Below are 22,830 nucleotides of genomic sequence, written 5' to 3'. Positions count from 1 at the left end.
TTACATGCGCTCCAGGGTTTCCAGGCCGAGCAGTTCCAGACCTTGCTTGAGGGTGCGACCCGTCAGGGCTGCCAGGCGCAGGCGGCTCTGCTGTTGCTCGGGGGTTTCGGCGGCGAGGATCGGGCAATTCTCGTAGAAGCTGGAGAACAGGCCAGCCAGGTCGTACAGGTAGGTGCACAACACGTGCGGGGTGCCCTTGTCCGCGACGTTGTTGAGGATCTCGCCGAATTGCGCCAGGCGTGCAGCCAGGTCCTGCTCGTGTGCAGCCTGCAGGACGATGCGGCCTTCCACCTCGTCAAAGCCCTTGCCCAGCTTGCGGAACACGCCGGCCACGCGGGTGTAGGCGTACAGCAGGTAGGGCGCGGTGTTGCCTTCGAAGTTGAGCATCAGCTCAAAGTTGAAGCTGTAGTCGCTGGTGCGGTGCTTGGACAGGTCTGCGTATTTCACCGCGCCGATACCGACCACTTCACCGATGTGGCGCAATTCGTCCTCGGCCAGGCTCGGGTTTTTCTCCTTGACCAGTGCGTAGGCACGTTCCTTGGCCTCGGTGAGCAGGTCGATCAGCTTCACGGTGCCGCCGTCACGGGTCTTGAACGGGCGGCCATCGGCGCCGTTCATGGTGCCGAAGCCCATGTGTTCCATTTGCATCGGGTGGCCGACGAAACCGGCGCGGCGCGCCACTTCGAACACCTGGTTGAAGTGCAGTGCCTGGCGCTGGTCGACGAAGTACAGCGCGCGGTCGGCCTTGAGCATATTGCTGCGGTAGCGCACGGCAGCCAGGTCGGTGGTGGCGTACAGGTAGCCGCCGTCGGCCTTCTGCACGATCACGGGCAGCGGCTCGCCTTCGCTGTTCTTGAACTCTTCGAGGAACACGCACTGGGCGCCTTGGTCCTCGACCAGCAGGCCTTTGGCCTTGAGGTCGGCAACCACGTTGGCGAGGTCGGCGTTATAGGCGCTTTCGCCCATCACGTCGGCCATGGTCAGTTTGACGTTGAGCAGCTCGTAGGTTTTCTGGCAGTGCGACAGCGAAATGTCCTTGAAGCGCGTCCACAGCGCCATGCACTCAGGGTCGCCGGCCTGCAGCTTGACCACCAGGCCGCGAGCGCGGGTGGCGAATTCTTCGGACTCGTCGAAGCGCTTCTTGGCGGCGCGGTAGAAGTTCTCCAGGTCGGACAGCTCGTCGCTGGTGATCGGGTTTTCTTCCAGATAGGCCAGCAGCATGCCGAACTGAGTACCCCAGTCGCCCACGTGGTTCTGGCGGATGACCTGGTCACCCAGGAACTCCAGCACGCGGGCGACGCTGTCACCGATGATGGTGGAGCGCAAGTGGCCGACGTGCATCTCTTTGGCCAGGTTCGGTGCCGACATGTCGATCACCACCTTCTGCGCAGGGCCAGCCTTGCGCGCACCCAGGTGCGCATCGGCAAGGGCGGCGTCCAGGCGGTTGGCCAGGGCGTCGGTGTTCTGGAAGAAGTTCAGAAAGCCTGGGCCTGCGATCTCGACCTTGCTGATGTCGGCACTGGCCGGCAGGGCTGCAATCAGCTTTTCGGCGAGGTCGCGCGGCTTCATGCCAGCCGGCTTGGCCAGCATCATTGCGATGTTGCTGGCGAAGTCGCCGTGGGTCTTGTCCCGGGCGTTTTCCACCTGGATCGCCGGCGACAGCCCTTCAGGCAGCACACCGTCGGTGACGAGTTGGGTGAGGGCTTGCTGGATCAGCTGGCGAATGGTGTCTTTCATGGGGATCTCTTTTCGACCGCTAGCGCGGTGGAGCGCCTGGGTGCGCAGGTGGAAAAACTGGGCATTATCCGTTGCTGGGGCCGGGTTGCCAACCTTTGAGCTGCAAGCTTCAAGCTGCAAGAACAAACGCCATCGCCCGGCCTGCTCTTGCTCTTGCTTGTAGCTTGCAGCTTACAGCTCAATATAGGTCGACCGGGTCGACATCCAGCGACCAGCGTACTTGCCGCCCGCCTGGAAGCTGCTCCAACACTAGCAACCAGGCACTGATCAGTCGATGCAGCGGTGCCCGGGTTTCGGCCTGTATCAGCAATTGCGCACGGAAGCGCCCGGCCTTGCGCTCCATCGGAGCAGGCACCGGGCCCAACAGTTCAATGCCGGGCAAGCGCTGCTCGGTCACCAGCCGCTGCGCGGCGCTGCAGGCTTCGTCGAGAAAACCTTCGGCCTGCCCTGGCTTGTGCGCTTCGGCGCGCAGCAGGGCAAGGTGGGAATACGGTGGCAGGCCAGCGGCGCGGCGCTCGTCCAGCGCCTGTTCGGCAAAGGCGAAGTAGCCTTGCTCGGTCAACTGCACCAGCAGCGGGTGGTCGGCCAGGTGCGTCTGGATGACCACTTTGCCGGGTTCCTCGGCACGCCCCGCGCGCCCGGCGACCTGCACGATGAGCTGGGCCATGCGCTCGGTGGCGCGGAAGTCGCCGGAGAACAACCCGCCATCAGCATCGAGAATCGCGACCAAGGTCACCCGCGGAAAGTGATGCCCCTTGGCCAGCATCTGCGTCCCGACCAGGATGCTCGGCTGGCCGCGCTGAATGGTGCTGAACAAATTGTGCATCGCGTCCTTGCGCGCAGTGCTGTCGCGGTCGACCCGCAGGATCGGGTAATCGGGGAACAGTACCTTCAGACGTTCCTCGGCGCGCTCGGTGCCTGCACCTACCGGGCGCAAGTCGACATGGTCGCACTTGGGGCACTGGTGCGGCAGGCGTTCGTCGTACCCGCAATGGTGGCAGCGCAGTACGCCGGCGCGCTGATGCACGGTCATGCGGGCATCGCAGCGCGGGCATTCGCTGAGCCAGCCGCAGTCGTGGCACAGCAGCGTCGGGGCGAAACCGCGGCGGTTGAGGAAAACCAGCACCTGCTGGCCTGCTTCCAGTGTCTGGCGGATGGCCTGTTGCAGCGGGCCGCTGATGCCGCTGTCCAGCGGCAGGCTTTTCACATCCAGGCGTAGCATGCGTGGCGGGCGCGCGCCTCCTGCGCGCTGGTTCATGCGCAGCAGGCGGTAGCGGCCGGTCAGGGCATTGTGCAGGGTTTCCAGCGAAGGGGTGGCCGAGCCGAGCAGGATCGGGATGTTCTCCTGGTGAGCGCGCACCATCGCCAGGTCGCGGGCGTGGTAGCGCAGGCCTTCCTGCTGCTTATAAGAGCCGTCATGTTCTTCGTCGATGATGATCAGGCCCGGGTTCTTCATGGGAGTGAACAGCGCCGAGCGCGTGCCGATGATGATATCCGCCTCGCCATCTCGCGCCGCCAGCCAGGCGTCGAGGCGTTCGCGGTCATTGACGGCCGAATGCACCAAGGCGATGCGTGCGTTGAAACGCTGTTCGAAACGCGCCAGGGTTTGCGGGCCGAGGTTGATTTCCGGGATGAGCACCAGCGCTTGCTTGCCGGCTTCCAGGGTTTCGCGGATCAGTTGCAGGTAGACCTCGGTCTTGCCGCTGCCGGTAACGCCGGCCAGGAGGAACGCATTGAAGCTGCCAAAGCCATCGCGCACGGCCTCGAAGGCCACTCGCTGTTCTTCGTTGAGCGGCAGTTCCGGCTGGGCCAGCCAGTGCTCATGGCGTTGATCTGGCAGGTGGCGGCGTACTTCGAGCTGAACCAAGTCCTTGGCCAGTAACAGGTCAAGGCTGTCCTTGTTAAGGTTGAGCTTGCTCAGCAGGCTGTGCGCAACGCCGTGCGGGTGTTGCGCCAGCGTTCTGAGGGCGTCCCGCTGGCGCGGTGCGCGGGCGATGCGCGGGTCTTCCAGGCGGGCACCTGGGGCCACGTGCCAGAAGCGCTCCTGACGCATCTCGGCCGGCTCGCCCTGGCGCAGCAAGGTGGGCAAGGCCCAGCTCAGGGTGTCGCCGAGGCTGTGCTGGTAGTACTGGGCCGTCCACAGGCACAGCTTGAACAGCGGCGCCGGCACCGGTGAAACCGGGTCGAGCAGGGCGCTGGCCGGTTTGAGCTTGTCGGCAGGGACCTCGCTGTGGTCGCAGACCTCCACCAGCACGCCGATCATCTCGCGGCGGCCGAACGGCACCCGGATGCGCATTCCCGGGGTGAGTGCCTGGTGCGCCATGCTCGCCGGCGCCCTGTAGTCGAACAGGCGACGCAGGGGGGAGGGCAGGGCAAGGCGCAGGATGACGTCGGACACGCGTAAGGTCTCGCAGGGCGTTTCGAAGACTGGCGAGCCTATCAGACGACAGTCGGTGCAAGCGACAACTTGCGTCGACGCGGCGCTCTGGTATTATTCCCCGCCTAATTACGTGCGGTATTCAACAATTGGTGTTGGGTGGCGGCACGCAGCTCGAGGAAGTGACCATGAAAGCTGATATTCATCCGAACTACGAAGCAGTTGCTGTGACCTGCAGCTGCGGCAACAAATTCGAAACCCGTTCGACCCTGGGCAGCACCCTGGCGATCGACGTTTGCAACCTGTGCCACCCGTTCTACACCGGTAAGCAGAAAGTGCTGGACACCGGTGGTCGCGTTCAGCGCTTCGCCGATCGCTTCGGTATGTTCGGTACCAAGAAGTAATCATGCGCATGGCGAATCCTTCGGGCTTCGCGTTGTTGCTGAAAAAGGCGCCCCTTGTGGGCGCCTTTTTTGTGGGCGCGCTCTGGCAAGTGCCGGCCCTGGCGTTTTGCCCATTGCCGGACAGGCCGCAGATCGTGGCGGTGCGTCAGGTGGTCGATGGCGATACCCTGCGCCTTACCGATGGTCGCAGCGTGCGCATGATTGGCATCAACGCCCCGGAGATAGGGCGCAAGGGGCGCACCAGCGAACCTTTTGCCGAGGCCGCCAAGCGGCGTTTGCAAGCCTTGGTCAAAGCCAGCGACGGCCGTGTCGGCTTGGTGCTCGGCGTCGAGCCCAAGGACAAGTACGGCCGCACGCTGGCACACGTTTACGCCCGCAGTGGCGACAATCTTGAAGCCCGATTGCTTGGCGAAGGGCTTGGCTATCGCGTCGCGGTTGCGCCCAATGTGCGTTTGGTGGCGTGCCAGCGAGTGGCCGAGCAATCGGCGCGCAAGGCAGGCGCTGGCCTTTGGCGCCCTTCACCGGTACTTCGCGCCAGCCAGGTTCGCCAGTCGGGCTTCGCGGTGATCGGCGGCAGCATCCGGAATATTGCACGCAATCGCGGTGGAGTCTGGCTGGAACTTGAAACTGACGTGGTGCTGCAGGTTCCCGCTCGTCTGCAACGCAACTTCCCCGTCGGCTTCTTCGATAACCTCAAAGGACGCCAGGTCGAGGCGCGGGGTTGGGTGCTGGATCGTTCCCGCAAGGGTGGGCTCAAGCCGGGGCAGCGACGCTGGGTGTTGCCAATCACCGATCCGAGCATGCTGGAACGCATTTCAAGCTGAAAAGATGTAGACATTTCGCTATAGGATTGTACACACTGTTGTTCGAATGCCCCCGTGTGTTATAGCGTAAAGTCGTAGGCTAAAGGCCTTGACACAAGTGACCGACCAGTCTTGTGGCTCCCCGGCTCTTTGCGTATCCTCGGCGGTCCGTCAGAACAGTAAATAGCGGAATGCCCACCATGTCAGACCTGAAAACCGCCGCTCTCGAATACCACGCTCAACCTCGTCCGGGGAAACTGAGCGTCGAGCTCTCCAAGCCCACCGCCACCGCCCGCGATCTCGCCCTGGCCTACAGCCCAGGTGTTGCAGAACCGGTGCGTGAAATCGGCCGTGATCCTGAGCTGGCCTACAAATACACTGGCAAGGGCAACCTTGTTGCAGTTATTTCCGATGGCACCGCCATCCTCGGTCTGGGTGACCTTGGCCCACTGGCTTCCAAGCCGGTCATGGAAGGCAAGGGCGTTCTGTTCAAGCGTTTCGCCGGTATCGACGTGTTCGATATCGAAGTCGAGTCGGAAAGCCCGCAAGCTTTCATCGACACCGTTCGCCGCATCTCGATCACCTTCGGTGGCATCAACCTCGAAGACATCAAGGCACCCGAGTGCTTCGAAATCGAGCGCACCCTGATCGAGCAGTGCGATATTCCGGTGTTCCACGATGACCAGCACGGCACCGCTATCGTTACCGCTGCCGGCATGATCAACGCCCTGGAAATCGCGGGCAAGAAGCTCGAAGACGCCAAGATCGTCTGCCTGGGTGCCGGCGCTGCCGCCATCTCTTGCATGAAGCTGCTGGTCAGCATGGGCGCCAAGGTCGAAAACATCTTCATGATCGACCGTAGCGGCGTGATCCACGCTGGCCGTGACGACCTGAACCAGTACAAGGCCCAGTTCGCTCACGCTACCGACAAGCGCACCCTGGCTGATGCCCTGGACGGTGCCGATGTGTTCGTTGGCCTGTCCGGCCCGAACCTGCTGAGCGCGGAAGGCCTGAAATCGATGGCTGCCAACCCGATCGTGTTCGCCTGCTCGAACCCGGACCCTGAGATCTCGCCAGAGCTGGCTCATGCCACCCGCAACGATGTGATCATGGCTACCGGTCGTTCCGACTACCCGAACCAGGTCAACAACGTGCTGGGCTTCCCGTTCATCTTCCGTGGTGCCCTGGACGTTCGCGCCAAGCGTATCAACGAAGAAATGAAGATCGCCGCCGCTATCGCCCTGAAGGACCTGGCCAAGCTGCCGGTGCCTAAGGAAGTTTGCGAAGCCTATGGCGTTGAAGGCCTGGAATTCGGCCGTGAGTACATCATTCCGAAGCCGCTGGACGCACGCCTGATCACCGTCGTTTCCGATGCCGTAGCCAAGGCTGCCATCGAATCCGGCGTGGCTACCCTGCCATATCCGAAGCACTACCCGCTCAACAGCGTTGACGAAGTATTCAACGGCTGAAGCAGGGTGCAAAAAAGAACCGGCTCATATGAGCCGGTTTTTTTTTGGGTTCAAGCTGCAAGCTGTCGGCTCAGAACAAATCCATGGGCGCCGCTTCATCGGCCGGCAGCGGGCTGCCCGGCGCTGCACCGTTGCCCAGTTCATCCACCGATGGTGGCGAATCTTCAGCCTTGAACAGTTCGAAATACGCGTTAGGCGTGCTCGGGGAGGCCGCACGGCCGCTGACCGGGTCGACACGCAGGCTGAGGATGCCTTCCGGTTCTGCAGGCGGGGGGTTGGGCTTGTCCTTCAGGGCCGCGCCCATGAAGCTCATCCAGATCGGCAGGGCAGCCGTCCCGCCGTATTCGCGGCGACCCAGGGTTTCCGGCTGGTCGAAACCGACCCAGACGGTAGTGACGTAATCAGCGTTGTAGCCGGAGAACCAGGCATCCTTGGACTCGTTGGTGGTGCCGGTCTTGCCCGCCAGGTCCGTACGACCCAGGGCCAGGGCGCGGCGCCCGGTCCCGCGTTTGATCACGTCCTGCAGCATGCTGGTGAGGATATAGGTGGTACGGCCATCGATGATCTGCTCGGCGGTTACCGGTGCCTGTGTGGCGGGTGCAGGCTGGCCAGGAACCGACGGCGCCTCACCAGGCAGCGACGCCGTGCTGATCGGCTGCTCTGGTGCCGCCAGGCCTGCGTCGTCCTCGGCGCCCTGCGGCACGCGCGCAGGGTTGGCGGTGAACAGCGTCTCGCCGTTGCGGCTCTCGATGCGCTCGATCAGGTACGGGTTGATCTTGTAACCGCCGTTGGCGAAGGTGCTCCAGCCAGTGGCGATTTCCATGGGCGTCAGGGTCGCGGTGCCCAATGCCAGCGACAGGTTGGGCGGCAGATCCTGCTTGTTGAAGCCGAACTTGGTGATGTAGTCGATGGTGCGGCCTACGCCCATGGCCTGCAGCAAGCGGATCGATACCAGGTTGCGCGACTTGTACAGCGCTTCGCGCATGCGAATCGGGCCGAGGAAGGTGTTGGTGTCATTCTTGGGTCGCCATTCCTTGTCCAGGTATTCGTCGACGAACACGATCGGAGCGTCGTTGACCAGGCTGGCGGCGGTGTAGCCGCTGTCCAGCGCCGCGCTATAGATGAACGGTTTGAAGCTTGAGCCGGGCTGGCGCTTGGCCTGCATGGCGCGGTTGTAGTTGCTCTGCTCGAACGAGAAACCGCCAACCAGCGCACGGATGGCGCCGTTGTAAGGGTCCAGCGTGATCAGCGCGCTCTGCGCTGCCGGTACCTGGCTGAACTTGAGTTTGCCGTCGTCCAGCCGCTGCACGCGCACCAGGTCGCCAACCTGGGCCACGTCTGCCGGCGACTGTGGTGCCCGGCCCTGCGCATTGCTATTGATGAACGGGCGCGCCCACTTCATGGTGTCCCATGCGACGTCTTCTTCCTTGCCGCCGCGGGTCAGTACTTTCAGGCCGCTTTTTTCAACCTGGGTAACGATGGCCGGCTCCAGCCCGCCCAAGGTGCGCTGCTTGTTCAATTCCTGCAGCCAGGCAGCCTGGCCTTTGCCCGGGAAGCGCGATTCAGGGCCGCGGTAGCCGTGGCGCTCATCATAATCGGACAGGCCACCGTGAACGGCCTTGTTGGCCATTTCCTGCATGTCGCTCGGCACTGTGGTGGTGACGCGGAAACCCTCGGTATACGCATCGCTGCCATAGCGGCCAACCATTTCGGCACGGGCCATCTCGGCGATGTAAGGCGCGTTAACCTCCGGCGCCGATACGTGGTAGCTGGCGTTGAGCGGTTCGGCCAGGGCGGCCTGGTAGCTCGCCTCGTCAATCTTGCCGAGCTTGTACATGCGGCCCAGGATCCAGTCGCGACGCTCTTTTGCACGCACCGGGTTGGCCAGAGGGTTGAAGCGCGACGGTGCCTTGGGCAGGCCGGCGATCATCGCCATCTGCGCCAGGCTCACGTCACGGATCGACTTGCCATAGTAAACCTGTGCGGCAGCGTCGATGCCGTAGGCGCGGTTGCCCAGGTAGATCTTGTTCACGTACAGCTCGAGGATCTCGTCCTTGGTCAGTTCGCGCTCGATCTGCAGGGCCAGGAGAATCTCGTTGGTCTTGCGCGAGAAGCTGCGCTCGCTGGTGAGGAAGAAGTTCTTCGCCACCTGCATGGTGATTGTGCTGCCGCCGGTCTGTATATGACCGGTTTTCACCAGTTGGGTCGCGGCGCGCATCAGGCTGGCCGGGTCAACGCCGTAGTGATTGAGGAAATTGTCGTCCTCGGCTGACAGAAGCGCCTGAATGAATTGCGGGGGAATGTCCGCGAAACGGATGGGCGAGCGGCGCATTTCGCCAAACTCGGCGATCAGCTTGCCATCGCTGCTGTACACCCTCAGGGGGATCTGCAACTGGATGCTTCTGAGCGAATCGACCGACGGCAGGTTGGGACTAAGATACAGAAACGCACCGCTCACACCGAGTACGAGCGCGCAGATGACTGCGACGAAAGACCACCAGAAGAACTTCAGCAGACGTATCAAGGCTTTTGGGTGTCCAGGTTGAGGGGTGAATTGCGCACGGAGCCGGCGGACGAAAAAACGCTGGGCATTATAAGCATTTTTCGCCTCGCCGGGTGACCGGCCGGGCGGCTCGCTGCACCTTCCGGCCATCAAGCCTTGGTGCTGGCGCGGGTTTCAGGGCTGTCACAAAGGAGCAGCGATGCTTGGACGCATTGGCAAGGATGCCGGTTCACTGTTGGGGGTTGAAATTGCCGTCGATTCGGTTCGGCTTGTACAACTGCAACGCAGAAAAGGGCGCTGTGAGCGTCTTGCCTGGGAGGTTGAGCGATTCGAGCCCGCAGGTGCTGCTGATTGGTGGCAAGTGCCTGATCGCGTCGTGGCGGCGCTGCGTAGCGCTTGTCGGCGCAGTGGCAGTCGCCAGCGCCGGGTCGCAGTGGCCCTGCCTGCCTCGCAGGTAATCTGCAAGTTGTGCCAGCTACCGGCAGACCAGCCAGTAGCCGAAATGGAGGCGCAACTTCTGGCTGATGCGGACAGGTTGTTTCCTTTCCCGCTGGAAGAGCTGGTGATGGACTTCCAGGTGTTGGGGGCTTCATGTGGGCAGGCTGGCGCGCGTGATGTTCTGGTGGTGGCCTGCCGGCAGACCCTGCTGCAGTCGTTGGAAGCGATTTTCGATGACGCTGGGTTGCTGCTGGAAGTCGTCGAGGTCGACAGCATCGCCTTGCGGCGAATGATGCCGCAACCGGGTGCAGACGGCTGCGCGCTGCTGCGCCTTGAGCCCGGCAGCGCTACGCTGCATTGCTGGTCACAGGGTGTATTGCCGCAGCGGCGCGAAGTGCCCCTGGGCCGGCTGGCCGAACTGTTTGTCGATGACCTGCAGGTGCAAGACCTGCTTCTGGCTGGGAGCCTGCAGCTTGAGCAAGGTCGGCTCGGTGACTTGATTGACCGGTTGGAAGTGCCTTATCGGGCGTTGCCCCAGGTGGCTGGCCTTGCATGTCACGACGACAACATGGCATTGGCGTCTGCCCTGGCGCTGGGAGCTTTGCGCTGATGCTGCGTATCAATCTTTTGCCCTGGCGCGAACAGCAACGCTTGGCGGCGCTTCGCCGTTTTCAGCTCATGCTGATTGGCAGCGTGGTGCTGGCACTCTGTGTTGTGTTGTTGATGGACCAGCTGGCGCGCCAGCGGGCGCAGCATCAGGCCGCTGCCAACCTGGGGCGCCAGGCCGCGATCGCGGGGCTCAATAGGCAGCTGGAGCAGCTTGACGTCATTCAGCAGGTTCTCGACGCAGCAAGGGCCCAAACCGCCTCGCTGGACGCTTTGTTTGCGGACCGAGGGCTTCTCACGGCGCTGTTCAGCGATCTGGAGCGGGCATTGCCCGAGGGCGTTCAGGTTGTCGAACTGAAGGTCGAGGGTGAGCGGTTGCACTTGGTTGGGCTGGCCGCTTCCAGCGCTGTGATAGCGCAATTGATGCGTGATCTCGGGCGCTCCGGGATATTGCTCGACCTGGAATTGAGGCGGATCAAGAGCTTGCCTGCTGGTGAAGAGTTTTTGCTGCTGGCGCGGATGTCGGGCTCTTGGTCGTGAAGCTGCGCGTGCGTCTGGACTGGCAGGCCCTGGTAGCTCGCTCGCGCTTGTTCCGATGTGCCCTGCAGATAGCTGCGGCGTGCCTGGTGTTTGCGGTCGGCTGCCTGATTCGTTGGCCGGAATGGCGGCAACTGCAGCAGGCAGCGCAGGTAAACCAAAGGGCCCTTAACGACAAGCATCATGCCAAGGCCACCCAGGTGTTGGCGCATGTGCATGCACCGCAAGCGCTGAGTGAAGCCCAGCGGCACCTGCACGATATGCGATGGCGCCTGGCAGCCGGGGGCGAAATCAGCGATCTGCTCGATCAGTTGGCCGCGTCGGGGCATGTGCATGGGCTGCATTTCGAGCAACTTGAGGTACTGGATGAGCAGAAGAAGGCAGGTTTTGGACGAACGCCGCTGGATGTGCAGGTAGTTGGGCGTTACGCGGCGTTGCGACTTTGGCTCGATGAGTGGCTTGGGCAGGTTCGCCTGCTGCGTGTCGGCGACATGCATCTGGCCGATGCTCAAGGCAGGCCCGGCTTGCTGCGATTGAGGCTGCGGGTTGACGCCTTCCACGCCGATGGGCCGGTGGCAGAGCCGGAATCATTGGCCTGGATACCCGCCCGGGGTGAGGTCTTGCCAGCGGTTCTCGATCCGTTTTCGACGTGGTCGGGTCGCGTTGTCAGGCGAGGGCTCGCCTCTGTCCCGCTGGCTCAGCTGGAAATGGTCGGAAGCTTGTCCCGGGGCATGGAACATGAGGCTTTGCTGTCATCTGCCGGGAGGCTCTATCGCGTGCGTTCCGGTGACCGTCTGGGGCGCGATGGGGGGCTGGTGGAACGCGTGGATGAGCACCAGGTAACGGTGCGCGAGCGGTTGTTCGTGGGCGGCACTTGGCGCGAGCGCACGGCATTTCTGAGGCTCAGGCAGGGCGTGGACGGGGAGATCAGGGAAGATCATGAACAGGTTGATGAAGTGGGTGGTGGCGGCCTTGCTGCCGATGCCGTTGCTGGCGGCAACGCCTTATCGGGGTGAGCCGATTTCGCTGAACTTCCAGGACGTGGAAGTGCGCCTGGTGTTGCAGGTGCTGGCCGATTATGCCGGCATCAACCTGGTCGCCAGCGACACGGTGCAGGGCAGTATTACCTTGCGTCTGCAGGATGTTCCCTGGGATCAGGCTTTGGAGCTGGTGTTGCGCAGCAAGGGCCTGGCCCGGCGCGAAGAGGGCAAGGTGCTGTTGGTGGCGCCAGCGGCTGAGCTGGCCGAACAAGCCCTGGGCGCGCGTATAGGCTTGGAGCTGGACGCCCAATCGCAGCCGTTGCGCCGCGAGTTGCTGCCGATACACCACGCCGAGGCCTCAGAGCTTGCCGAATTGCTGCTGGCCACGCTGGCCGATGACGGCATTCTGACGGGGCGCGGTAGTTTGAATGTGGATGTGCGCACCAATACGCTGGTGGCGCACCAGCCTGAGGAGCGGCTTGCCGAGCTGCGCCAGTTGGTGGCGCAACTGGATGTGCCGGTACGGCAGGTAGAGATCGAGGCGCGCATCGTCGAGGCCAATGTCGATTACGAGAAAAGCCTTGGGGTGCGCTGGGGCCCGCGGCTCTACAGCGAAGCTGCTGTTTTGGGCAAGGACGTGTTTGTCGATCTTGGGGTGGAACGGGCCGGTTCCAGCATTGGCCTGGGGGTGTTGCGTGGGAGCGTGCTGCTGGACCTTGAACTCAGCGCCATGGAGAAGACCGGCAATGGTGAAATCATCTCCCAGCCCAAGGTGGTCACCGCCAATAAGGAAACCGCCCGCATCCTCAAAGGCACCGAAGTCCCTTACCAGGAGACCACGAAGAGTGGCGCTACCTCGGTTGCATTCCGCGAGGCTTCGCTGTCGTTGGAGGTCACTCCGCAGATTACGCCGGACGGCAAGGTGATCATGACGGTCAAGGTGACCAAGGACGAGCCTGATTTCGTCAATGCCTTGAACGATGTGCCGCCGATCCGCAAGAACGAGGTCAATGCCAAGGTACGGGTAGCTGACGGGGAAACCATCGTCATTGGCGGTGTGTATTCGACCACGCAAAACAATGTGGTCGACAAGGTGCCATTTTTCGGCGATCTGCCGTATGTTGGGCGGCTGTTTCGACGCGATGCATTACAAGAGAAAAAATCCGAGCTGCTGGTCTTCCTGACTCCGCGTATCATGAATGACCAGGCGATTGCTGTGAGTCGTTGATTCTGTGCGAAATTTGATACTTGTAGGGCCCATGGGCGCTGGAAAAAGCACCATTGGGCGCCTGTTGGCCAAAGAGCTGCGCCTGCTGTTCAAAGATTCCGACAAGGAAATCGAACTGAAAACAGGCGCCAACATCCCGTGGATCTTCGACAAAGAAGGCGAGCCGGGCTTCCGTGATCGTGAGCAGGCGATGATTGCCGAGCTCTGCGCGCTCGATGGCGTGGTCGTGGCGACCGGCGGCGGCGCGGTGATGCGCGAGGCCAACCGCCAGGCCCTGCACCATGGTGGCCGGGTGATCTACCTGCATGCCTCGGTGGAACAGCAGGTCGGGCGTACTGCGCGCGATCGCAATCGCCCCTTGCTGCGTACGGCCAATCCGGAGGCGACTTTGCGTAGCCTTCTTGAAGCACGCGACCCGCTCTACCGTGAGATCGCCGACATCGTGGTTGAAACCGACGAACGGCCCCCGCGCATGGTCGTACTGGATATTCTCGAGCGCTTGCAGCAGTTGCCGCCCCGGTAGGCCGGGACTATTCTCGGCCAGCGCCGAGGCGAGGTTCAACGTTACCGCGTGGGTCGCTCAGCCGACGCCGCGCCCAAGTACATTGTGGGGATACATGCAGACACTAAAGGTCGACCTGGGCGAGCGCAGCTACCCGATCTACATTGGCGAAGGCCTGCTTGAGCAGCCAGAACTGCTGGCGCCGCACATTGCCGGCCGGCAGGTTGCCATCGTTTCCAACGAGACCGTCGCGCCCCTGTATCTCGAACGTCTGAGCAAGACGCTGGGTGCCTATTCGGTGCTGCCAGTGATCCTCCCGGATGGCGAAGCCCACAAAAACTGGGAAACCCTGCAGTTGATCTTCGACGGCCTCCTCACGGCCCGGCACGACCGCCGCACCACGGTGGTGGCCCTCGGTGGTGGCGTTATCGGCGACATGGCCGGCTTCGCTGCGGCGTGCTATCAGCGCGGCGTCGATTTCATCCAGGTACCGACCACCCTGCTGTCCCAGGTCGACTCCTCTGTCGGCGGCAAGACCGGCATCAACCATCCGCTGGGCAAGAACATGGTGGGTGCGTTCTACCAGCCCAACGCCGTGCTGATCGACACCACCACCCTCAACACCCTGCCCGAGCGCGAGCTGTCGGCGGGCCTGGCCGAAGTGATCAAGTACGGGCTGATCTGCGACAAGCCCTTCCTTGGTTGGCTCGAGGACAATATCAAGGCTTTGCGCGCCCTCGAGCCAGCGGCGCTGACCGAAGCAATCCAGCGCTCGTGTGCAGCCAAGGCTGCGGTGGTCGGGGCTGACGAACGTGAGTCTGGTGTGCGCGCAACGCTCAACCTGGGGCATACCTTCGGGCATGCCATCGAAACGCACATGGGCTACGGTGTCTGGTTGCACGGCGAGGCCGTGGCAGCGGGTACGGTGATGGCCCTGGAGATGTCGATGCGTCTGGGCTGGATCGATCAGTCCGAGCGCGATCGCGCAATCCGTCTGCTGCAGGATGCAGGTTTGCCGGTGGTGCCACCACAGGAAATGACCCCGGCGCATTTCATGGAGCATATGGCGGTCGACAAAAAGGTGATCGATGGGCGTTTGCGTCTGGTGCTCCTGCGCCAGATGGGCGAAGCCGTGGTTACCGACGACTATCCGAAAGAGATTCTTCAGGCCACGCTGTCGGCGGATTACCGCGCGATCGTGGCCCAGCTTTGAGGTTGTGACAGCGCAATGACCAGTTTGCATGCCGATGAGGCGTTTCTCGACCATTACCAGTTGAGCCACGATCCGTTCGCGCCGCGTGTGCCCGGCTTCAAGTTTTTCCCTGCCCAGCGCAAGCCTGTGCTCGGCCAACTGCACCACCTGGCCCGTTACAGCCAGCTGATGCTGGTGGTTACAGGCCCGGTCGGCAGCGGCAAGACGTTGTTGCGCCAGGCCTTGGTGGCCAGCACCAACAAGCAGTCGGTGCAGAGCGTCGTGGTATCGGCGCGCGGCGCCAGCGATGCTGCCAGCGTGCTGGGCCAGGTGGCCCAGGCGCTGGACGTGGCTCCGGCGGAAGTTCAGGCGATCCTCTCCAAGGTGGTACAGCTTGCCCTCACCGGGCAGGAAGTCTATTTACTGGTCGACGATGCGGAACAACTCGACGAGTCGGCACTCCAAGCGTTGCTGGAGCTGGCGGCAGGTGTCCCGGAGGGGCGCCCGCACGTGTTCCTGTTCGGCGAAGCGTCGCTGATCGCCGGGTTGGATGAGATCCATGTCGAGGAAGAGCGTTTCCACGTCATCGAACTCGCCCCCTACAGCGAGGAAGAGACCCGCGAGTACCTGGAGCAGCGCCTGGAAGGTGCAGGCCGGGGCATCGAGGTGTTCACCCATGAGCAGATCGTCGATATTCATGAACACTCCGACGGTTGGCCTGGCAACATCAACCAGGTCGCCCGCGATACCTTGATCGAAGCCATGATCGCCAGCCGTAGTACGGCGAAGCGACCAACCATGGGGTTCAAAATGCCTAAGAAACACGTGCTCGCGCTGTCCGCTGTCGTTGTAGTGGCCGTTGCTGCCGCGGTTCTCATGCCCAAGAAAAGCGACAAGGCGGCTACGGATGCGCCCGCAGCCCAAGCCCAATTGCCGCTGGGGGAAGCAAAGCCCGCTGACCCGGCCATCGAATTCTCAGGCTCGTCGCAGCCGATGCCACTGCCCCTGGTTGGCCAGTCGCAGCCGGTGATGCGCGAGCCGCTGGCGCAGGCCGCCGGCATGGGGGATGGTGAAGAAGGTGGCCCGGCGGACAGCACTGCGCTGCAGCCAGGCAATCCGCCAACGGTAACGACCATCGCACCACCGCAGGGTGAAGCTGCAGGCCCCGCACCGACCATGGCTCAGGCTACCACCAGTACGCCGCCGGCCCAGCCGGTTGCGCCTGTGCAGAAGCCGGTAGCAACCCAGCCGGCCAAGCCGGTTGCACCCGCCAAGCCCGCTCCTGGACCGACCCAGGTTGCCACTGCCAAGCCCGCTGCCAAACCTGCAACAGGCGGCAGCGGTAACAGCGGCTGGTACTCCGGACAGAAGCCTGGCAATTATGTAGTGCAGATCCTTGGTACCAGCTCCGAAGCGTCGGCGCAGGCCTTCGTCAAGGCGCAGGGTGGCGACTATCGCTACTTCAAGAAAAGCCTGCAGGGCAAGCCGCTCTACGTGGTCACCTATGGTAGCTTCGCCAACCGCGATGCAGCGGTTGCGGCAATCAAGAACTTGCCAGCGAAGGTTCAGGCTGGTAAACCTTGGCCACGTACTGTCGCCAGCGTCCAACAAGAGCTGGCCACGGCCCGCTGATACCTTCCGGGCGGCACCACCCCGCCGCCCAGTTGCTGAGCGATAACTGACTTTCGTCTAGCCTGCTGCGCCCGAGCGCGGCAGGCTTTTCTGTCCCAGGCTGCCGGCCACAAGCCAATCTTGCAGTCATGGCTGAAACGCTTCAGACTCGAGCCAAGCCGCTATCACGGCGCATGGCGCAAAAACATTCAAAATTGCGACATAAATTTTCAATGGTGAGACATGAAAATTTGTGGGCATCGCTGTCGCTGTGCAACAATGGTTTTCCATGGCCACCGCAAAAAAGCTGGCATTTGATCGGCGTGGATGGTAAGTGGTTGTTAAAAAAGAGATTTGCCTCCGGTTGAGAGGTGAACCTGGTGAGAAAGTGTCTATGAAAACAGGTCTGTACCATCCCGAAGAATTCAAGGACAACTGTGGTTTTGGCCTGATCGCCCATATGACGGGCGAACCGAGCCACCACCTTCTGCAAACGGCCATGCAGGCCCTGACTTGCATGACCCACCGTGGCGGCATCAACGCCGACGGCAAGACCGGTGACGGTTGCGGTCTGCTCATGCAGAAACCCGATCAATTCCTGCGTGCCGTGGCCCAGGAACACTTTGCCGTCGAGCTGCCCAAGCAGTACGCCGTTGGCATGGTGTTCTTCAATCAGGACCCGGTAAAAGCCGAAGCCGCTCGCGCCAACATGGATCGCGAAATCATCGCTGCCGGCCTGACCCTGGTTGGCTGGCGCAAAGTCCCGATCGACACCAGCGTGCTCGGCCGCCTGGCGCTGGAGCGCCTGCCGCAGATCGAACAGGTGTTCATCGGCGGTGAAGGCCTGAGCGATCAGGAATTCGCCATCAAGCTGTTCAGTGCCCGTCGCCGTTCGTCCGTGGCCAACGCCCACGACGCCGACCACTACATCTGCAGCTTCTCGCACAAGACCATCATCTACAAAGGCCTGATGATGCCGCGCGATCTCGCGGCCTTCTATCCCGACCTGGACGACGAGCGCCTGCAAACCGCGATCTGCGTGTTCCACCAGCGCTTCTCCACCAACACCCTGCCGAAATGGCCGCTGGCGCAGCCGTTCCGCTTCCTCGCCCACAATGGCGAGATCAACACCATCACCGGTAACCGCAACTGGGCGATGGCCCGTCGCACCAAGTTCGCCAACGACCAGATCCCCGACCTCGAAGAGCTCGGCCCGCTGGTCAACCGCGTAGGCTCCGACTCCTCGAGCATGGACAACATGCTGGAGCTGATGGTCACCGGCGGTATCGACCTGTTCCGCGGCGTGCGCATGCTGGTACCGCCAGCCTGGCAGAACGTCGAGACCATGGACGCCGACCTGCGCGCCTTCTACGAATACAACTCCATGCACATGGAACCGTGGGACGGCCCGGCCGGCATCGTCATGACCGAAGGCCGTCATGCGGTCTGCCTGCTTGACCGCAACGGCCTGCGCCCGGCGCGCTGGGTGACCACCAAGAATGGCTATATCACCCTGGCGTCGGAAATCGGCGTGTGGGACTACAAGCCTGAAGATGTCATCGCCAAGGGCCGTGTCGGCCCAGGCCAGATCTTCGCGGTGGATACCGAGACCGGCCACATCCTCGACACCGATGCCATCGACAACCGCCTGAAGTCGCGCCACCCGTACAAGCGCTGGCTGCGTCAGCACGCCTTGCGCATCCAGGCGACGCTCTCCGACGACCAGGGCGCGGCCAGCTACGACGCTGACCAGCTCAAGCAGTACATGAAGATGTTCCAGGTCACTTTCGAAGAGCGTGACCAGGTACTGCGCCCACTCGGCGAGCAAGGCCAGGAAGCGGTCGGTTCGATGGGTGACGACACGCCAATGGCCGTGCTGTCGCAGCGTGTGCGTTCGCCTTACGACTTCTTCCGCCAGCAGTTCGCCCAGGTTACCAACCCGCCGATCGACCCGCTGCGCGAAGCGATCGTCATGTCGCTGGAGATCTGCCTGGGTGCCGAGCGCAACATCTTCCAGGAATCTCCTGAGCATGCCTCGCGGGTAATCCTCAGCTCCCCGGTCATCTCGCCCGCCAAGTGGCGTTCGTTGATGAACCTGGAACGCGAAGGCTTCGACCGTCAGCTGATCGACCTCAACTACGAGCAAGGCATCGGCCTGGAAGCGGCCATCCGCAACATCGCCGATCAGGCTGAAGAAGCGGTGCGCGCGGGCAAGACCCAACTGGTGCTCAGCGACCGCTACATCGCCCCGGGCAAGCTGCCGGTGCACGCTTCGTTCGCCGTTGGCGCGGTCCACCACCGCCTGACGGAAAAAGGCCTGCGTTGCGACAGCAACATCCTGGTCGAAACCGCCACTGCCCGTGACCCGCACCACTTCGCCGTGCTGCTGGGCTTCGGCGCCTCTGCGGTGTACCCGTACCTGGCGTATGAAGTGCTGGCCGACCTGATCCGCACCGGCGAAGTGCTGGGCGACCTGGACGAAGTCTTCAAGTACTACCGCAAAGGCATCTCCAAGGGCCTGCTGAAGATCCTGTCGAAGATGGGCATCTCCACCATCGCCTCCTACCGTGGTGCTCAGCTGTTCGAGGCCGTAGGCCTGGCCGAAGAAGTGGTCGGCCTGAGCTTCAAAGGCGTGTCCAGCCGCATCAAGGGTGCGCGTTTCGTCGACCTCGAGGGCGACCAGAAGCTGCTCGCCGCTGAAGCCTGGAGTGCGCGCAAGCCGATCCAGCAGGGTGGCCTGCTCAAGTTCGTCCACGGTGGCGAGTACCACGCCTACAACCCGGATGTGGTCAATACCCTGCAGGCCGCCGTGCAGCAGGGCGACTACGCCAAGTTCAAGGAGTACACCACGCTGGTCGACCAGCGCCCGGTGTCGATGATCCGCGACCTGCTGAAAGTGAAGGTGGCCGACGAGGCCCTGCCGCTGGATCAGATCGAGCCGCTGGAGGCGATCCTCAAGCGCTTCGACTCCGCCGGTATCTCGCTGGGTGCGCTGTCGCCAGAGGCTCACGAAGCGCTGGCCGAGGCGATGAACCGCCTGGGCGCGCGCTCCAACTCCGGTGAGGGCGGTGAAGACCCCTCGCGCTATGGCACCATCCGCAGCTCCAAGATCAAGCAGGTGGCCACCGGCCGCTTCGGTGTGACCCCGGAATACCTGGTCAATGCCGAAGTGCTGCAGATCAAGGTTGCCCAGGGCGCCAAACCGGGCGAGGGCGGCCAGTTGCCCGGCGGCAAGGTCAACGGCCTGATCGCCAAGCTGCGCTATGCGGTACCGGGCGTGACCCTGATCTCGCCGCCACCGCACCACGACATCTACTCGATCGAAGACCTGGCCCAGCTGATCTATGACCTCAAGCAGGTCAACCCCCAGGCCCTGGTGTCGGTCAAGCTGGTGGCAGAGGCTGGCGTTGGCACCATCGCTGCTGGTGTGGCCAAGGCCTACGCCGACCTGATCACCATCTCCGGTTATGACGGTGGTACCGGTGCTTCGCCGCTGACCTCGATCAAGTACGCCGGCGCCCCGTGGGAGCTTGGCCTGGCCGAAACCCACCAGACCCTGCGCGGCAACGACCTGCGCGGCAAGGTACGGGTACAGACCGACGGCGGCCTGAAAACCGGCCTGGATGTGATCAAGGCCGCCATCCTCGGCGCCGAAAGCTTTGGCTTCGGTACCGCACCGATGATCGCCCTGGGCTGCAAGTACCTGCGCATCTGCCACCTGAACAACTGCGCCACTGGCGTGGCCACGCAGAACGACAAGCTGCGCAAGGACCACTACATCGGCACCGTCGACATGGTGATCAACTTCTTCACCTTCGTCGCCGAGGAGACTCGCGAGTGGCTGGCCAAGCTGGGTGTGCGTAGCCTGGGCGAGCTGATCGGCCGCACCGACCTGCTCGACGTGCTGCCAGGCGATACCGAGCGCCAGCACTACCTGGACCTGTCGCCGCTGCTGGGCAGCTCGCACATCCCGGCTGACAAGCCGCAGTTCTGCGAAGTCGACAAGAACCCGCCCTTCGACAAGGGCGAGCTGGCCGAGAAGATGGTCGAAATGGCCCTGCCGGCCATTCGCGATCAGGCCGGTGGCGAGTTCGCGCTCGACATCTGCAACTGTGACCGCTCCATTGGTGCGCGCATCTCCGGCGAAATCGCCAAGCTGCACGGCAACCAGGGCATGGCCGCAGCGCCGATCACCTTCCGCTTCAAGGGAACTGCGGGCCAGAGCTTCGGCGTGTGGAACGCCGGTGGTCTGAACCTGTACCTGGAAGGAGACGCCAACGACTACGTCGGCAAAGGCATGACCGGTGGCAAGGTCACCATCGTGCCGCCAGCCGGCAGCCCGTTCGAAACTCAGCACAGCGCCATCGTCGGCAACACCTGCCTGTACGGCGCCACGGGCGGCAAGCTGTTCGCCGCCGGCACCGCGGGCGAGCGCTTCGCTGTGCGTAACTCCGGCGCCCATGCTGTTGTCGAGGGTACTGGCGATCACTGCTGTGAATACATGACCGGTGGCTTTGTCTGCGTTCTGGGCAAGACCGGTTACAACTTCGGCTCTGGCATGACTGGCGGCTTCGCCTACGTGCTCGACATGGACAACAGCTTCGTCGACAAGCTCAACCACGAGCTGGTGGAAATCCAGCGTATCAGTGGTGAAGCGATGGAAGCCTACCGTAGCCACCTGGCGCGGGTCCTTGGCGAATACGTGGAAGAAACCGGCAGCGAGTGGGGGCGTGAGCTCTCGGAAAACCTGGACGACTATGTGCGGCGCTTCTGGCTGGTCAAGCCGAAGGCGGCCAACCTCAAGCAACTGCTGTCCAGCACCCGTGCCAACCCGCAGTAAAAACAGCTGCAAGTGGCAAGCCTCAAGCTGCGAGTAAGAGCAGCTCGAGGTTTGCCCGGCTTAAGTGATCGTCTTGCGGCTTGCAGCTTGTAGCTTGCAGCTGCTGTTAAGAGGTTTTGAAAAATGGCTGAACGTCTGAGTAACGACTTCCAGTTCATCGAAGTGGGCCGCAAGGACCCGAAGAAAAAGCTGCTGCGCCAACGCAAGAAGGAGTTCGTGGAAATCTACGAGCCTTTCAAGCCCCAGCAGTCCGTAGAGCAGGCACACCGCTGCCTGGGCTGCGGTAACCCCTATTGCGAGTGGAAGTGCCCGGTGCACAACTTCATCCCGAACTGGTTGAAGCTGGTCTCCGAAGGCAACATCCTGGCTGCGGCGGAACTCTCGCACCAGACCAACACCCTGCCGGAAGTCTGCGGCCGTGTGTGCCCGCAGGACCGCCTGTGCGAGGGTGCCTGCACCCTGAACGATGGCTTCGGCGCGGTGACCATCGGTTCGGTCGAGAAGTACATCACCGACACCGCCTTCGCCATGGGTTGGCGCCCGGACATGTCCAAGGTCAAACCGACCGGCAAGCGCGTTGCCATCATCGGTGCTGGCCCGGCAGGCCTGGGCTGTGCCGACGTGCTGGTGCGCGCCGGGGTTACCCCGGTGGTGTTCGACAAGAACCCGGAAATCGGCGGCTTGCTGACCTTCGGCATCCCTGAGTTCAAGCTGGAAAAGACCGTGCTGAGCAATCGTCGCGAAGTCTTTACCGGCATGGGTATCGAGTTCCGCCTGAACACCGAAGTGGGCACCGACATCACCATGGAACAGCTGCTCGCCGAGTACGACGCCGTGTTCATGGGCATGGGTACCTACACCTACATGAAAGGCGGCTTCCCGGGCGAGGACCTGCCGGGCGTGCATGACGCGCTGGACTTCCTGATCGCCAACGTCAACCGCAACCTGGGCTTCGAGAAGTCGCCGCAAGACTTCGTCGACATGCAGGGCAAGAAGGTCGTGGTGCTGGGCGGTGGCGACACCGCAATGGACTGCAACCGCACCTCGATCCGCCAGGGCGCCAAGGCGGTGACCTGTGCCTACCGTCGTGACGAAGCCAACATGCCGGGCTCGCGCAAAGAGGTGAAGAACGCAAAGGAAGAAGGCGTGAAATTCCTCTACAACCGTCAGCCGATCGCCATTGTCGGTGAAGACAAGGTCGAAGGCGTGAAGGTGGTCGAGACCCGTCTTGGCGAGCCTGATGCCCGTGGTCGTCGCAGCCCTGAGCCAATCCCGGGTTCCGAAGAAATCCTCCCGGCGGACGCCGTGGTGATCGCTTTCGGCTTCCGCCCGAGCCCGGCACCTTGGTTCGAGCAGCATGGCATCCAGATGGACAGCCAAGGCCGCGTGGTGGCCCCGGAGAAAGGCAAGTTCAAGCACCAGACCAGCAACCCGAAAATCTTTGCCGGTGGCGATATGGTGCGCGGTTCGGACCTGGTGGTGACCGCCATCTTCGAAGGTCGTACCGCTGCCGAAGGTATCCTGGATTACCTCGAAGTCTGATGTGACCGATGGGGCCGCACAGCGGCCTCATCGCTTTTTGTATACAAAATTGCTTGATCCA

15 protein-coding genes are annotated in these 22,830 nt (G+C 62.6%); 12 read left to right on the top strand and 3 right to left on the bottom strand.

Annotated elements, in window-relative coordinates; all coding sequences use genetic code 11:
- Both argS and NGJ21_RS10530 read right to left on the bottom strand, forming a co-directional pair.
- Positions 1-1,737, bottom strand: coding sequence for an arginine--tRNA ligase (gene argS, locus NGJ21_RS10535; RefSeq protein WP_251962085.1), 1,737 nt, complete (start codon positions 1,735-1,737; stop codon positions 1-3).
- Between the two features lie 178 nt (positions 1,738-1,915).
- Positions 1,916-4,135: a primosomal protein N' gene (locus NGJ21_RS10530; protein WP_115273370.1), complete on the bottom strand. Its 2,220-nt coding sequence runs from the start codon at positions 4,133-4,135 to the stop codon at positions 1,916-1,918.
- A gap of 167 nt (positions 4,136-4,302) precedes the next feature.
- On the opposite strand from NGJ21_RS10530, the gene rpmE reads away from it, so the two are divergent.
- From rpmE to NGJ21_RS10515, 3 genes are all read left to right on the top strand, one after another.
- Positions 4,303-4,518: a 50S ribosomal protein L31 gene (rpmE, locus tag NGJ21_RS10525; protein ID WP_012312321.1), complete on the top strand. Its 216-nt coding sequence runs from the start codon at positions 4,303-4,305 to the stop codon at positions 4,516-4,518.
- Between the two features lie 2 nt (positions 4,519-4,520).
- On the top strand, positions 4,521-5,342 hold the full coding sequence (locus NGJ21_RS10520) for a thermonuclease family protein (RefSeq protein WP_046787048.1): 822 nt from the start codon (positions 4,521-4,523) through the stop codon (positions 5,340-5,342).
- Between the two features lie 179 nt (positions 5,343-5,521).
- Positions 5,522-6,790, top strand: coding sequence for a malic enzyme-like NAD(P)-binding protein (locus NGJ21_RS10515; RefSeq protein WP_039603148.1), 1,269 nt, complete (start codon positions 5,522-5,524; stop codon positions 6,788-6,790).
- 70 nt (positions 6,791-6,860) lie between these two features.
- Here the strand turns inward: NGJ21_RS10515 and NGJ21_RS10510 are convergent, their stop codons facing one another.
- Positions 6,861-9,311 carry a penicillin-binding protein 1A gene (locus NGJ21_RS10510; protein WP_502943533.1) on the bottom strand — a complete coding sequence of 817 codons (2,451 nt, stop codon included), beginning with the start codon at positions 9,309-9,311 and terminating at the stop codon, positions 6,861-6,863.
- 181 nt (positions 9,312-9,492) lie between these two features.
- On the opposite strand from NGJ21_RS10510, the gene pilM reads away from it, so the two are divergent.
- From pilM to NGJ21_RS10465, 9 genes are all read left to right on the top strand, one after another.
- The gene (gene pilM, locus NGJ21_RS10505; protein ID WP_119688132.1) at positions 9,493-10,341 is read left to right on the top strand and encodes a type IV pilus biogenesis protein PilM; all 849 of its coding nucleotides are present in this window, start codon (positions 9,493-9,495) and stop codon (positions 10,339-10,341) included.
- Positions 10,341-10,877 (top strand): PilN domain-containing protein, encoded by a 537-nt coding sequence (locus tag NGJ21_RS10500; RefSeq protein ID WP_251962083.1) that lies wholly within the window; start codon positions 10,341-10,343, stop codon positions 10,875-10,877. Before pilM ends, NGJ21_RS10500 begins: the two co-directional genes overlap by 1 nt.
- 86 nt (positions 10,878-10,963) lie before the next feature.
- The gene (locus NGJ21_RS10495; protein ID WP_251962082.1) at positions 10,964-11,890 is read left to right on the top strand and encodes a pilus assembly protein PilP; all 927 of its coding nucleotides are present in this window, start codon (positions 10,964-10,966) and stop codon (positions 11,888-11,890) included.
- Positions 11,814-13,082 (top strand): type IV pilus secretin PilQ, encoded by a 1,269-nt coding sequence (locus NGJ21_RS10490; RefSeq protein WP_115273375.1) that lies wholly within the window; start codon positions 11,814-11,816, stop codon positions 13,080-13,082. The genes NGJ21_RS10495 and NGJ21_RS10490 overlap by 77 nt, the downstream gene beginning before the upstream one ends.
- A gap of 4 nt (positions 13,083-13,086) precedes the next feature.
- Positions 13,087-13,605, top strand: a complete 519-nt coding sequence (gene aroK, locus NGJ21_RS10485; protein ID WP_039602073.1) for a shikimate kinase AroK — start codon at positions 13,087-13,089, stop codon at positions 13,603-13,605.
- A gap of 94 nt (positions 13,606-13,699) precedes the next feature.
- Positions 13,700-14,797, top strand: a complete 1,098-nt coding sequence (gene aroB, locus NGJ21_RS10480) for a 3-dehydroquinate synthase (RefSeq protein WP_046787053.1) — start codon at positions 13,700-13,702, stop codon at positions 14,795-14,797.
- Between the two features lie 15 nt (positions 14,798-14,812).
- Positions 14,813-16,408: an AAA family ATPase gene (locus NGJ21_RS10475; RefSeq protein WP_251962081.1), complete on the top strand. Its 1,596-nt coding sequence runs from the start codon at positions 14,813-14,815 to the stop codon at positions 16,406-16,408.
- A gap of 373 nt (positions 16,409-16,781) precedes the next feature.
- Positions 16,782-21,227, top strand: coding sequence for a glutamate synthase large subunit (gltB, locus tag NGJ21_RS10470; protein WP_119688134.1), 4,446 nt, complete (start codon positions 16,782-16,784; stop codon positions 21,225-21,227).
- 123 nt (positions 21,228-21,350) lie between these two features.
- Positions 21,351-22,769, top strand: a complete 1,419-nt coding sequence (locus NGJ21_RS10465; protein WP_115273377.1) for a glutamate synthase small subunit GltD family protein — start codon at positions 21,351-21,353, stop codon at positions 22,767-22,769.
- Positions 22,770-22,830 lie beyond the last annotated feature (61 nt).

The sequence above is a fragment of the Pseudomonas sp. Marseille-Q5299 genome (assembly GCF_943737035.1).
Lineage (GTDB): Bacteria > Pseudomonadota > Gammaproteobacteria > Pseudomonadales > Pseudomonadaceae > Aquipseudomonas > Aquipseudomonas putida_E.
Note: the sequence above shows the minus strand (reverse complement) of the source record. Positions and strands in the feature narration are given on the sequence as shown.